The sequence below is a fragment of the Pseudomonas sp. TE3910 genome, from assembly GCF_056279025.1.
On record NZ_JBWBQN010000001.1, the window covers coordinates 923,798 to 937,244 of the forward strand.

Sequence of the window (13,447 nt, forward strand, 5' to 3'; positions counted from 1 at the left end):
GGAATGCCGATGTTTTTTAACGCCCGTAACGACACTAACAGTTTTTATATGCTACCCATCCTCCACTCGCGCCAATCGGGCGTAGACCTTTTTTTGCGTCAGAGAATTCCGTTCATGAACACCAGAAAACAGCGGGCTTTTACAAGGGGGCCATCTACGATACGCCTCAGCTCTTACACCTCGATCGTCGTGTTGCTAGGCGCCCTCACCGGCTGTGCATTCAGTGACCTGACAACCAGCGCCCATATGAATACGCCGCAGGGTATGGAGCAGACCCTGGCCGATAGCGACATCAAGCTGTCACCTGCTGCGTGGCCCAGTGAAACCTGGTGGACCAGTTACAACGACGCTCAACTCAATGTGTTGGTCGCAGAGGCCCTGTCCGGTAGCCCGACGCTGCGTGCCGCGGCCGCGCGCGTGCATCAGGCCAATGCTCTGGAAGACATAGAGGGGGCATCGCTGTTGCCTCATGCCGAGGTTGGCATGAGTGTTACCCGCGAGCACTTCAGCTCCAACGGCACAACGCCTGCGCCGGCAAAAGGAACTTGGCAGAACGTCCATCTGGGTACGTTCAACCTAGGCTACGAACTGGACTTCTGGGGAAAGAACCGCGAGGCAGTGAACGCTGCGGTCGGGCGCCGTCATGCCCTAGAGGTAGACGAGCGTGCGGCAGCACTCATGCTCTCGACTTCGGTGGTACAGACGTACATCGCCTTGCAGGACAACTACGAGCAGTTGGACCTGGCCCAAGCACTGCTGGATCAGCAGGAGCAGATTGAGAAGCTGACTCTGCAGCGATTTGCCGCCGAATTGGGTACCCAGATAGACATTAAGCAATCTCAAGCAGCTCTTCCTGCCAGCCGGGCCAACATCGCTGCGCTGAAGGAAGTGATTGAGCTCAACCAGAACAAATTGGCTTCGCTCTTGGGTAAAGGACCAGACCGTGGCCGAACAATCACACGGCCACATATGCGGGCAAGCAGTACTGTGACCCTGCCAACCGATCTTCCCGCCGAACTTATCGGTCACCGCCCGGATGTCGTAGCCCAGCGCTGGCGAGTAGAGGCATCAGGGCACGAGATCGAAGTCGCCAAGGCGCGGTTCTACCCCAACGTGAACCTCACTTCTTTCATTGGCATGCAGAGCCTTGCATTCGACACCTTCAACGACCACAGCAGTCGCATCCTCGGTGTATCCCCGGCCATCAGCTTGCCAATCTTCGAAGGTGGGCGTCTGCGGGGCAACCTCGATGTCCAGAACGCTGCTTACGACCTCACGGTAGAGAACTATAACCAGACAGTCATCGATGCGTTGCGAGACATTGCCGACCAGATTGCATCCCTGCGTTGGCTCAAAGAACGCCTGGCCCAACAAAACGAGGCTGTCGCTACGGCCCAGGCAGCCTCAGATCTGGTCAACAGTCGCTATGCGGCTGGTCTGGCAACTTACCTGCAGGTACTCGCCACACAAAACGCCACGTTGTCCGAGAAACGACAACTCGTCACTTTGCAGTCTCGTGCACTTTCCTTGCAGGCGAACCTCAGCCGAGCGCTGGGGGGCGGATATCGCCCTAAAATTCAACCTGATGCCGACGTAACTTCCACAGCAGCCCAAAAATCATGACCAGCAAAACACCGACACCCCCCTCCCCAGAGCAAGCCAAACCCTTCCGCTCCCCACAGTTGCTGTTGGCCCTGGCCATCGTGCTACTGGTCGTGGCCCTTGGAGGCTGGTACGCGACCCGTATGGGCGCAGAGTCTACCGATGATGCCTACGTTGAGGGCAATATCGTCCAGGTTACGTCCCAAGTCAGTGGTACGGTAACGGTCATCAGTGGTGACAACACCGATTATGTTGCTGCTCATAGCCCGCTGGTGACTCTCAACGCAGTAGATGCCGAAATTCAGTTCGAGCGTGCCAAGTCCAACCTGGCGAGGGCGGTGCGCCAAGCACGAACCCAGTATTACCAGGTTCAGCAACTGGAAGCCGAGGTCAGCCAGCGCAAGAACGACGTGCGCAAGGCCCAGGACGATGTGCGTCGACGTAATCAGCTCGCGTCCAGCGGCGCCGTGTCGCGGGAAGAAATCAGCCATACTGAAGAAGTGCTGAAAAACGCAGTTGCGGGCCTTGAAGGAACCCAGCACGCGCTGGCGGTTCGTCTGGCGATGGTCGATAACACTACGCTGCGCACGCACCCAGACGTCTTGGTGGCCGCAAGCAATTTGCGGGATGCATACATCGCTTTGCACCGTACGCAAATCAGCTCGCCAGTGAGCGGGCTGATCACCAAACGCACTGTTCAAGTCGGTCAGCGAATCAATCCCGGCGTGGCGTTGATGTCGGTGGTGCCGGTCGATCAGGTCTGGGTCAACGCCAACTTCAAAGAGTCCCAGATCGAAGACTTACGTATTGGCCAACCGGTCGAACTTCGCGCTGATGCTTACAGCCGTGACATCGTCTTCCACGGCACCATCGTAGGCTTGGATGCCGGCACAGGTAGCGCGTTCTCCCTGATGCCCGCGCAGAACGCAACAGGCAACTGGATCAAGGTGACCCAGCGCGTACCTGTGCGCATCGCCCTGGATGCCCAAGAAGTGCAACGGCACCCATTGCGTCTCGGCCTGTCCATGCGGGTCTCGGTAGATACACACGATCAAAACGGTGCTGTGTTGAACACGGCCAGCCCTACCCGTCCGGCCTACAGCACTTCCATTTTCGACAACGAGCTCAAGGATGCCAATCAGGTTGTTGAGCAGGTGATCAGCGCCAACGAGGATCGTGGGCGTGACAACCAAAGTGTCAAACTTTAGCGAGGGGCATCATGTACCGGAAAAATGCTGCCCTACTTGTAACGGTCGGATTGCTTTGCGCACTGGAGTACTTGCAGGCTGGAATGATTGCCTTCGCCTCGGCGCCGATTCGCGGTGAAATCGACGCCAGCCCTGAAGAGTTCACACTTGTCACGGCGCTTTATGCCTGCATTGCCGTTGTGGTGATCTCCAAGCAACGCTGGCTGGTGGAGAGGCTCGGGTGGCGTAACTTCATGCTGGGTTCGATCAGCATCTTCGTAGTTGGCGCGCTGGTCTGTGGAGTCAGCGACGACTTGACGACCTTTACCGCAGGCAGAGTGATAATGGCATTGGGCGGCGCATCTTTCATGACGTCGGCCCGCCTGATGGTCAATTTCCTTCCCCCAGGACCAGGACGTTTTATCGGTGTAAAAGTGTTCGCCACTGGGTTGGCCGTCGGCACCGCTTCTGCACCTTTCATTTCGTCCATGGTGGTTATTGAGGATACCTGGCATGCGATTTTCTGGGTTCTGATTACCGGGGCCCTGGTCGCTGGCTTGCTGGGTATGCGATTCCTACCCAGTGCGCCCGCTCCGATTGACGATCGAACACCCTCGACGCCTGCGAACATTCTGCTGTTGTCCGTGAGCAGCTTCTTTCTCTTGTACGTGTTGCAACGCTCCTACTACGACTTCTATAACGAGACATTCATTCTCGTTACATTCTCACTGTTAGCAGCGCTGGGGCTGTACATCTTCTTCCACGCCGAACACCGCAAAGACGCTCCGTTCCTCAAGGTCAGGGACCTCATGCAACCACGCTACCTACTCGGTGTCGCACTCTTCTGCTTCACCTATGTGGTACTGGGCGCAAATAACTACATGCTGCCGTACTTTCTGCAGACAGGCCTTGGATACTCTTGGGATACCATCGGGACTTTCCAGGCGTTTGGGCTCGGCGGTGCACTGGTGACGTGGCTGATCATGGCCGTGCTCATTCCGAAATTCCCGGCCCCGAAGAAATTCTTCCTTGCAGGCTTCGGCGCGCTGACAGGGTTTGGCTGGCTAATGTCATCCATCACAACGGACGCCAACATGTGGTCGAACATCTTACCTGCGCTGTTCTTGAATGGCTGCTTCGTGATGCTGGTACTGGCAACTGCGGCCATGCAGACCTTCCGCGATGTAACCCATCACGACACACTGTTCGCCCACGCCTACCAAATCAAAAGCATGCTAGGTCAGATTGCCATGGCCATGGGCACAGCAGTGGCTACCTTGTTCCTGCAGTGGCGCACGACACTCCAGTACAACAATTTGAATGGACACTTCAGCCCCGGGGACCCTGTGTATCTTGAACAGTCGCAGCACCTTGCGCAGGCCCTGACACCTCAGGTCGGCACAGCGGCGGCGAACCAGATCTCACTGTCGATGCTGACACAGAACCTCCACCAGCAATCAACCCTGGTTGCCAGCATGGAATACTTCTGGTTTGTAATCGTTGTCGCGGTCATGGCACTGGGGGTATCGGCGGCTCAAAGAACCTTCAGGTGATTTGCCCTCACGACGCCTGAAGCGCTGGCACTTACCTCATCGGACAAGGTGCCAACAGCAAATACGCGAGTAGCAAACTCCAAAAAATGCTGGAGTTTTGGAGTCAGCCGGTGACCCGGAGCGTACAAAAGATGGAGTGGGCAAATCAGGGACAGGGAAGTTAGGCAGCAGCGGCATCAGCTCTCCCTTCTGGATGTAACTTAATGGGCACATTCAAGGCACTCATAATCTTGAAGGTCCCAGGGCGCAGTGATGGGTGGGTTATTGCACACATACGCGGACGCGGCACATAGCACCATGTGGCAGGGAACCAATGGGTGCGCCATCAGTGCGCTGTTGAACAGAGGGCCTAGTCTGAACCCCACGTCATAACCCTCGTCTAACAGATTCAAAGACCGAGGTTGGAGGAATAAATCAGGTTGCATGGGTTGCTGGCATCGAGGTCAGGCGGGAGCTAAACGCCCTACTTTAATCGCTCCTGTCGGATTGATTACTATCGACGCAGGTTGGACAGTGGAAACGCACAGGGTGGAATTTTGAGCACCATCACGACCTTCTCACTGGAGGGGGCGCGCTTGGAAATATAGTTGAAAAGATCAACAAAATGACCATGCTCTGGATATAGATCTGGAGCACCCTGATGTATTCCTATTTTCTGAATCTCAAACTGGACATGGCCAGCACCCTTCTCATGGAGCGCACCAACGCAGTGTACCGCCAACGCTGAGACCTGGATGTGCGCGGGCTTCGTGTTCTGCGTCTTATCCAAGCACATCCCGATGTCACCCCCAAGGGCGTTTCAGCGCTTGCGATGCTGGAGAAAACGCTCCTGTCAAAGACACTGGCGCTGCTGGAGTCTCGCAGGTTGATTTCACGCCCCCCCCCACACCCCGTCGATCGGCGCAGCCTCGGCTTACGCACGACTGCTGCGGGAACCCAGATTGCCGACGACTGCAGCGCCATCCTCTACCATGATCGTCAGCATATTGTGCGTTTCCTGTGAAGCGCCCGCACTCGCTGCCAGTACCAGAATTGCCCATGCCTGGAGGGCCGGTTTAACAAACGATCGCACGCTGCGGTGAGTACTTTTCATATTCATGAGGCTGCATTGAGCAATTGGTTCCACCTCAGGTGGATAGCGTCATTTTCTTCTATCTAGAACAGAACGACTGTCTGCCCGGTGAAGGAGCAGACAGTTCCCGTCGGGCTAGGCACTACATACGAAAGCGATTGACCAGATGGTTAAGATTTGTAGCCAGGCGCGCCAGCTCTTCACTGGCCACGGACGTCTGCTGAACTCCGGCTGTGCTCTGCTTGGAAATATCGCTGATTGCGACCAGGTTACGATCGACCTCTCGGCGCCACTTGAGCTTGCTCTTCTGCCGCGCTGGCAATCACTAGGTTCATCCCGTTGATTTCGGTTATCCGCTCGGCGATCAACGTCAGCGCCTTGTCAGCTTCACTGGCCATTGTCTGACTGTGAGTAGCGAACTCGCCGCTCTGCTGCATATCACGCACCCCCTCTTGGGTTACGTTCTGTATGGCAGAAATCATTCGTTCGATTTCCTGGGTAGAGGTCTGGGTGCGCTGAGCCAAATTGCGAACCTCGTCGGCAACTACCGCGAATCCACGGCCTGCCTCACCAGCTCGGGCTGCCTCAATAGCAGCATTCAGGGCAAGCAGGTTGGTTTGCTCGGCGATGGCACGGATTACGTCCAATACTCGACCGATGTTCGATGCTTCTTCAGCAAGACGGAAGACCGTGCTGGTGGTTTCATTGAGCTTGCCGCTGAGTTGATCGATGGTATTGCGGGTCAGCACTACCTGTTTGCGTCCCCCGTCGGCCAACTCCATCGCTTCGCGTGATGCATTGGATGTGCGGCCTGCATTATCTGCGACCTCATCCACCGCTGCGGACATTTCGGTCACTGCCGTGGCCGCCATTTGCATCTCATCATTTTGCTGGTGGATACCCTGAGCCGTGCCCTCAGTGACCGCCTGAAGTTCTTCGGCTGCAGCTGCCAGTTGAGTCGCCGAGCCTTGAATATCTTGCAAGGTACCGCGCAGAGTGCTCTGCATCGTCTCCACAGACTGCTGCACTTCGGTGACCTCATCGCGACCGCTTACCTGAATCGACTGGCTCAAATCGCCGGACGCTACCCGAGCCGCGGCCTCCTTCAGCGCTGCTAACGGCCGGATGATGCTGCGTATGAGCAGCGCGGCGAAGACACCACCACAAATCAGTATCCCCAACAACAGCAGCACCAACATAGTCCGGGCAGAGTCATACAGGACTACGGCAGCATCGTAGACGCGCTTTGATTCCTCCAGTTGGATCTGGATCAAGTTACTGAATCCCTCCGAAAGCGGATCAATCACCAAGTACATTTCATTTTCGACGAAGGTGTCGAGTGCAGCCTTGTCGCCACGCTCCAAAATACCTTTCAAACGATCAATAGGCTCTTGAGCCGCATCAACACGTTTAGCGAGTGCGTCCACGGAGCGCTGCTCTTCATCGATCATCTTTGTTTTTTGGTAGGCAAGCCAGAGCGTGTCGATCTGCCGGTCGGCGTCGTTCACCTCATGTTCGGCCTGAGCGTAGGTCATACTACCGCTGCGCGCTTTGTGGCTGCTATCGACAATTTTCACTGCATACAAATCAGCGATAGTTTTCAGGTCACGAAGCGGAACGACTCGATCCAGATAAACCGTATTAAGCCCTGCCACGCTTCTCTGAAGCGCATTGAGCCCCATCACGCCGATAATTATGCAGCCGATCAACATAGCGCTGACCAGCATTAAGAGTCGGGTTCGAATGGTGAATTGCTGCATGGATGCGATCCTGTTTCGTATGGCTGGCCACAGTGGTGTGATCCGGCAAGTATTTGTCGGCTGCGGCGTAAAGGTGGGTAAGCGAAGGCGTTAAACTATTAGCAGGTCATAACTAAACTTAAGGACTGGGCGTGCACCACGGCACGTGAGGTGAAGATATTAAGCTCGACAGCTCAATTTGCGATTCGGCCAGCTTAAAAGGCGCCACAGGTTAACGAGTCAAGACCGTGTTTATTGTGAATTTTTTAAGGCAAATTGACCTGTAAGTGGTGATTTATGGACGTATTTAATTTGTCCCTCTATCCCTAGGTCGCGCAGAAGCTGCAGGCGATTGCCAACAGCAGCATCGACTATTTTTGCGATGAAGATGAAGGTTTGACGAGCGCGCCGACAGCGTGGCTAGTTTCCAATGTTTCGATATTTTTAAACCAAGGCATCACCTGTTTTCTGGAGCAGTCGCGTTCTGTTTTGCCATACGACATTGGAGTATCTGTTTGGGACACGTGAGTACGCAAACCACCGCAAGCTCCATGCCAGTCAGAGCGATTGGCATCTGTCGCCAACTCAAATAAACATGCACTTTCGTACTAAAACTTCTTGAGCCCTTTAAAATTGCAGCGTGCATGGAACAGACACGGAATACAGAGCATATGAAATTATTTTTTCTAGGCATTGTGATTTTTAGCGTGCGACATACAAACAACACGGATTTGCACCATTTATGTGCGCACACATAAATCATGCTCATTAATAGGGCGATGCCGAATGACCTCACATCGTTAAAGTATTGCATTTAAAAATTGTTCATATTGGCCTGGAGAAGGTATGAGAAGACCTTGAAACGTTTGAAAAGTGGTATGCGATTAATCTTCTCGGTAGCCGCGTGATGGGCTGGTCACAGCCTATGAGCAGCGTGGTAGGCCCCTGAGTGCTATGGAGGGTGGCCGTAGAGTGGCTGCCACCAAGGAGACTCCCCAAACTGTATCCAAGCTACCTCAGACAATGCGTTACGCTTTTCACAAAGCGATAGCAGGCGCGAACGCGCTGTTGTACTGACGTGACCACTGCTAGCTGTATAGTTGCATCGAGCACCGGTCGACACCCTGAATAGTGGGCGATTGGACCAGCGGCGTCACGGCTGACTGAAGCTGATGCCCGTCGGTTTGGCCCTTGCTGGGTGAGACGCAAATCAGCGCCAACACCAGGTCTGATATTGGTATAGACCTGGCGTTGGCGGTTTATAAGACCTCGATCGCCCCTATCAATGCACCAACGTCAGCGCATCGAACTACCCCCGAGCTTTCTTCATCTTGAAATCCCGAAGCATTGCGTTAGTTGAGATGATTGCGTCGTAGACCAACTCAGGTGTGACGGCGAAAGGCATGTTATGAATGGTGTCATTCACGTCGCATGCAGCTTGCGCGACTTTTCTCCACTCATGCTCCCTGAATGACTTCAACCCCAGGTCTTCGAGGGTTAAGGGCAGCCCAACTGATATAGCGATATCGACGACCTCTTCGATCTCTGCCATCGGGGCTGCCTCCAACACCAACTGGGTGAACAAGCCAAACACCACTTTTTCGCCATGCTGTGCGCCATGAAGGTCATGGACCAACGTCATGCCATTGTGAATAGCATGCGCGGCTGCGCAACCACCAGACTCGGCCCCAACGGCGGACATGTAGATGGTCGCTTCGATGGTGTTTTCCAGCGCGGCCGTGATGGTCTTGCTGTTGACCGCGTACATGGCCTGCGCCGCGTACTTCCTGATGGTTTCATAGCATGTTCGGGCAACTGCAAAACCCATCAGCGTAGGCTTGAGCATCTTCCCATCGTTACCCAAGACCAGGTTATCGCGTTGCGCAGCAAAGCACGCCCTTGCCTCGAAATAGGTAGCCAAGCCATCACCGACACCGGCGGCGAAGAACCGGGGTGGTTGCTCTGCAAGAATCCGCGTGTCCGCCAAGACTAGATCGGGATTCTTTGCGAGGAACAGGTAGCGATTGAACGAACCGTCATCGTTATAGATCACTGAAATGGCGGTACACGGCGCGTCAGTCGAGGCCAATGTCGGCACGATGAGCACGGGACGTCTCAAATAGTGCGCGACTGCCTTGGCGGTATCCAGTGTTTTGCCGCCGCCGATCCCTACGATATAGTCTGCATTGCGCGCCGCCTCAACGTGGTTGTCTATTTCACGATCAGAACACTGACCACCGAACACGCTGTACGCTGCAGACTGCTCATCAACGAAACCGGGTAACGCTTTTTGCTGAACCCTATCCATGATGAACTGATCGCAAATCAAATACGCACGGCTCCCGTAAGGCTTGCAATGCCGTGCCAGATCCCCTAAAGCATCGGCTTGCATCAGAAACTTGGTTGGGGATGCAATTCCCTTGATCGCATTCATGTCACACCCTCTTGAGTGGCATTTAAAAAGCGCCGCTCACCTGCGTGAGCGGTAAGCCCGATTCAGTTGAAGACCATTCCGCCGTCAATGATGACAGCCTGGCCGGTCATGTAGTCGGAGTCTGGGCCGGACAAGAACGATACGCAGGCCGCCACATCCTCCGGCCGAGAAAGCCTCTTGAGCGTGATGTGCTGAGCGAATTGCTCCATGCCCCACTCAATGCTCTGGTTGGCATTGTCGGCTACGTCTTGGGCGACCTTGCGCATCATTGGTGTATCGACGATGCCAGGGCAGTAAGCATTCACCGTGATCCCCAGAGGGGCCAACTCCCTGGCCGCCGTCTGGGTGATGCCGCGCACCGCAAATTTGGTACCACCATAAACTGCCAGGTCCGGGTTGCCGATATGCCCGGCTTGGGAAGACGCACTGATGATTTTCCCTCCGTGGCCCAGGGCCTTGAAGGCTTTCACAGCGGCCTGTATACCCCACAGAACACCGCCGACATTGATGTCGAAGGTTTTTCTGTACACCTCAGGCGTGATGGATTCGATCGGTGCAATCGGTGCAATCCCTGCGTTGTTGATGACCACATGCAGATCGCCCAAACCGTCGACCGTTTCCTGAACGGCCTTGAGAACGTCATCGCGATCAGCCACATCGACTTTGAGCGCTAGGGCCCGGCCCCCCAACGCGTTGATTTTGTCAGCGACATGGCTGGCTGTTTCGATGTTCATATCGGCGCACGCCACCGCAAAACCATCCGAAGCCAAGCGCAAGGCGATCGCCTCACCGATTCCTTGGCCAGCGCCAGTCACAAAAGCGACTTTCCCTTGGGATTTACTCATTTTTACTTTCCTTATCAAGTGTGGGTGGGAATTCGTACCGCAAACACTCATGACGCTGATTCGACGCTAGAACATTCAAGCCGCCATACGCGCTAGAAACTCGCCTGGATCTTCACGCCGGAAACCCAAGCGTTGTCGACTTCATAGACGCCGCCTGGATTACGAACGTACTGGACGTTCGGGCGTACGGTCAGCCAGTCAGTCACATGCACGCCGTAGTTGAGCTCGATGTTGTATTCGCTGTGTTGTACGGGCACGTAGAGCGGATTGTCGTAGTCGTCGATACCGGTACTGTCATTGACCTGGCGCTGGTAACGGGTGACGTCATCGTTGACTTTCAGGCGGGCGATACCCAGACCGATATCATCCTTTGGACGGGCATTGAAGGGTCCCTTGTATATAGCTCCGATGTTCTGGAAGCTTTCAATGCCACTGGTGGCCTTGTCATGAACGGTTAGGCTGGCAAAAACGCTCAAACCGCGGGTCGCATCACCTGCATGGCTGGTGAGTTGCTGCTGGCCGATGATCCACGCACCATGCTTGCTGTTGCGGGTTTTCGGCGGTAGGCCGGTCAGCGCACGTGGCTCACCGTTGATATCCTCATCCAAATCATCGGCCTTCGCGCTGCTGTGGTAGTAGCCCAGGCGGTACTCCCCCGGCAATCCCTCGCGGCCCAGTTTCGGTGTCCAGATGACCTCTACCGGGACCAGCGCGCCCTCAGTGCCGCTCCCGCTCAGTTTGAAGCCGTTACCCGTGCTCAGGTTCGAGGGGTTTTGCTCATACACGCCGACCTGCAACGCCCATCGGTCATCGAGGTTGTAACGCACGCGCGCGCCCCATTGACTGACTGGACCGCTGTACCAGACATCACCCGCAACGTTGCCGATCGGCGCGCTGCAGAATGAGAGGCTCTGGAAATCGCAGGGAAAGCTGGCGAAGTCTTCGTTCACACCCAAGCGACCCACCTTGAGGTCCAAGGCTCTGTCGAAGAACTTCTGGCGATACCACATCTGAGTCAGGCGCCAGGTTTGGCCCCTGCCCCACACTTCCTGTACCGAGCTAAGGTGCGGGGCGCGAGGATCGGAGATGCGTTCATTGGAGAGGTTATTGCCGTTGCGCTCAGTCACCAGTAGTTGGAACTCGGCATCATTCCAGCCCAACAGTTTATGCAGGTCCAGATGGGTGCCGAGGGCCCACTGCGCGGTATAGCGAGCTGTGCGGTCATGGTTGTAACCGCCATGGACGTTGCTGGCCGCTTCGCCAACGTACCCGACAATTACGTCAACACCCTGATCGCGCAGCTCGGTGCGCAACCCTCCCCAATCGCCCGTCCCCCATTGTGATGAAGGTTCGGTTGCAGAAGCAGGAAGAGCAATGCACGAAAAGAGCCCGAGCCCTAGCGGCAGTTTCCAAGATAGGTTCATGTCGATTTGTCCTTGTTTTTATATTTACGACACAGCCTTACCCGAGCCGCAGGTCACTGCACCTGCGGCCTAAATGAAAGCTTTGAATTGATTGGAGTGAGTGTCAGATGCCTGCAAGGCACAAGTATTTGATCTCGAGATAGTCCTCAAGTCCGTACTTGGAACCCTCTCTACCGACGCCGGATGCCTTGACGCCCCCAAAAGGCGCGGCCTCGGAACTGATAATGCCGGTGTTGACCCCTACGATGCCGTACTCCAGGGCTTCGCCCAGGCGAAAAACGCGGCTCAGGTTGGCGGTATAGAAGTAAGCCGCAAGGCCGAATTCCGTGTCGTTGGCTTTGGCGATGACTTCAGCGTCATCATGAAAACGAAATACCGGGGCAAGAGGGCCAAAGGTTTCTTCCTTGGCCACTCGGGCATTTGCAGGCACATCCACCAGAATGGTGGGCTCGAAGAAGTTACCCCCCCTAGAATGCACCCGGCCCCCTTTGACAACCTTGGCGCCTTTGGTAAGGGCGTCCTCGATATGCTCGTGTACCTTGGCGACCGCCTTGCCATCGATCAACGGCCCAAGTGTGACGCCATCGGTAAAGCCATCGCCGATATTCAACGCACCAACCGCTGATGCCAGTTTGTCGACGAAAGCGTCATATACCTTGTCGTGCACGTACAAACGGTTGGCACAGACACAGGTCTGCCCGGCGTTGCGGAATTTGGAAGCCAGTGCACCATCAACCGCCGCATCGAGGTCGGCATCTTCGAAGACAATGAAGGGTGCATTGCCCCCCAGTTCCAAAGAAACTTTCTTGATGTCCTGGGCGCATTTTTCCATGATCTCGCGGCCAATCTCGGTTGAGCCGGTGAAAGAAATCTTGCGTACGACCGGGTTGCTGGTCAGTTCCTCAGCAATCTCTGCTGCTGCACCCGGCACCACGGACAGCACCCCCTTGGGTATGCCTGCCTGCTCGGCCAGATAGACCAAAGCCAATGCCGAAAAGGGCGTCTGGGAGGCTGGTTTGATAACCATGGTGCAACCGGCTGCCAGTGCCGGCCCGGCTTTGCGGGTAATCATCGCGCTGGGGAAATTCCAAGGGGTAATGGCTGCGCAAACACCCACCGGTTGCTTGAGGACCAGCAATCGCTTGTCGGTCGAGCCCGGGATCACATCTCCATAAACACGCTTGGCTTCCTCCGCGAACCACTCGATATAGGACGCCCCGAATGTGATTTCTCCCAGCGCTTCGGCCAGAGGCTTGCCCTGCTCCAAGGTCATGATCTGGGCTAGGTCGTGTTGGTTCTCGATGATCAGGTCGTACCAGCGGCGCAAGGCATTGGCGCGGGCCTTGGCGGAAAGCTCACGCCAGGCCGGCAGCACACGCTCGGCAGCTTCAATTGCACGTCGTGTTTCGGCCTTGCCCATACGCGGGACTTGGCCAATCAGCGCACCGGTAGAAGGATTGAGCACATCAATGGTGGCTTCGTTGTCGGCAGCCAGCCACTCACCGTCGATGTAAGCCAGATTGCGCAGGAGTTGGGGGTTGTTCAAATTCACTGCAGGGTCTCCGTTATACGGCGCGATTGCGCCCGTTGA

At 55.6% G+C, this 13,447-nt stretch carries 10 protein-coding genes and 1 pseudogene; 4 read left to right on the forward strand and 7 right to left on the reverse strand.

The window, feature by feature from the left end; all coding sequences use genetic code 11:
- Positions 1 to 114 precede the first annotated feature (114 nt).
- Genes ACZ9H3_RS04165 through ACZ9H3_RS04175 form a run of 3 tightly spaced genes read left to right on the forward strand, consistent with a single transcriptional unit; the run spans position 115 to position 4,342 of the window.
- Positions 115 to 1,623 carry an efflux transporter outer membrane subunit gene (locus ACZ9H3_RS04165; protein ID WP_476222686.1) on the forward strand — a complete coding sequence of 503 codons (1,509 nt, stop codon included), beginning with the start codon at positions 115 to 117 and terminating at the stop codon, positions 1,621 to 1,623.
- Complete coding sequence (locus tag ACZ9H3_RS04170) at positions 1,620 to 2,810, forward strand: EmrA/EmrK family multidrug efflux transporter periplasmic adaptor subunit (RefSeq protein WP_476219746.1); 1,191 nt, start codon at positions 1,620 to 1,622, stop codon at positions 2,808 to 2,810. Before ACZ9H3_RS04165 ends, ACZ9H3_RS04170 begins: the two co-directional genes overlap by 4 nt.
- Positions 2,811 to 2,821: 11 nt before the next feature.
- On the forward strand, positions 2,822 to 4,342 hold the full coding sequence (locus ACZ9H3_RS04175; RefSeq protein WP_476219747.1) for an MFS transporter: 1,521 nt from the start codon (positions 2,822 to 2,824) through the stop codon (positions 4,340 to 4,342).
- A 200-nt stretch (positions 4,343 to 4,542) separates the two neighbouring features.
- Here ACZ9H3_RS04175 and ACZ9H3_RS04180 read toward each other — a convergent pair whose 3' ends face one another.
- The gene (locus ACZ9H3_RS04180) at positions 4,543 to 4,767 is read right to left on the reverse strand and encodes a LysR substrate-binding domain-containing protein (protein WP_476219748.1); all 225 of its coding nucleotides are present in this window, start codon (positions 4,765 to 4,767) and stop codon (positions 4,543 to 4,545) included.
- Between the two features lie 311 nt (positions 4,768 to 5,078).
- Here ACZ9H3_RS04180 and ACZ9H3_RS04185 point away from each other — a divergent pair, with 311 nt between their 5' ends.
- On the forward strand, positions 5,079 to 5,345 hold the full coding sequence (locus tag ACZ9H3_RS04185) for a MarR family transcriptional regulator (RefSeq protein WP_476219750.1): 267 nt from the start codon (positions 5,079 to 5,081) through the stop codon (positions 5,343 to 5,345).
- A 338-nt stretch (positions 5,346 to 5,683) separates the two neighbouring features.
- On the opposite strand, the gene ACZ9H3_RS04190 is transcribed toward ACZ9H3_RS04185, so the two are convergent.
- From ACZ9H3_RS04190 to gabD, 6 genes and pseudogenes are all read right to left on the reverse strand, one after another.
- A complete protein-coding gene (locus tag ACZ9H3_RS04190) occupies positions 5,684 to 6,421 on the reverse strand; it encodes a methyl-accepting chemotaxis protein (protein WP_476222688.1) in 738 nt (245 codons plus the stop codon).
- Positions 6,422 to 6,463: 42 nt separating this feature from the next.
- Positions 6,464 to 7,174 (reverse strand): annotated as a pseudogene (locus ACZ9H3_RS04195) (MCP four helix bundle domain-containing protein); the annotation flags it as partial.
- 1,288 nt (positions 7,175 to 8,462) lie between these two features.
- On the reverse strand, positions 8,463 to 9,587 hold the full coding sequence (locus ACZ9H3_RS04200) for a glycerol dehydrogenase (RefSeq protein WP_476219752.1): 1,125 nt from the start codon (positions 9,585 to 9,587) through the stop codon (positions 8,463 to 8,465).
- Between the two features lie 62 nt (positions 9,588 to 9,649).
- On the reverse strand, positions 9,650 to 10,432 hold the full coding sequence (locus ACZ9H3_RS04205; protein ID WP_476222690.1) for a (S)-acetoin forming diacetyl reductase: 783 nt from the start codon (positions 10,430 to 10,432) through the stop codon (positions 9,650 to 9,652).
- Between the two features lie 92 nt (positions 10,433 to 10,524).
- Positions 10,525 to 11,856 carry a carbohydrate porin gene (locus ACZ9H3_RS04210; RefSeq protein WP_476219754.1) on the reverse strand — a complete coding sequence of 444 codons (1,332 nt, stop codon included), beginning with the start codon at positions 11,854 to 11,856 and terminating at the stop codon, positions 10,525 to 10,527.
- Positions 11,857 to 11,959: 103 nt separating this feature from the next.
- The gene (gabD, locus tag ACZ9H3_RS04215; protein ID WP_476219756.1) at positions 11,960 to 13,408 is read right to left on the reverse strand and encodes an NADP-dependent succinate-semialdehyde dehydrogenase; all 1,449 of its coding nucleotides are present in this window, start codon (positions 13,406 to 13,408) and stop codon (positions 11,960 to 11,962) included.
- Between the last annotated feature and the right edge of the window lie 39 nt (positions 13,409 to 13,447).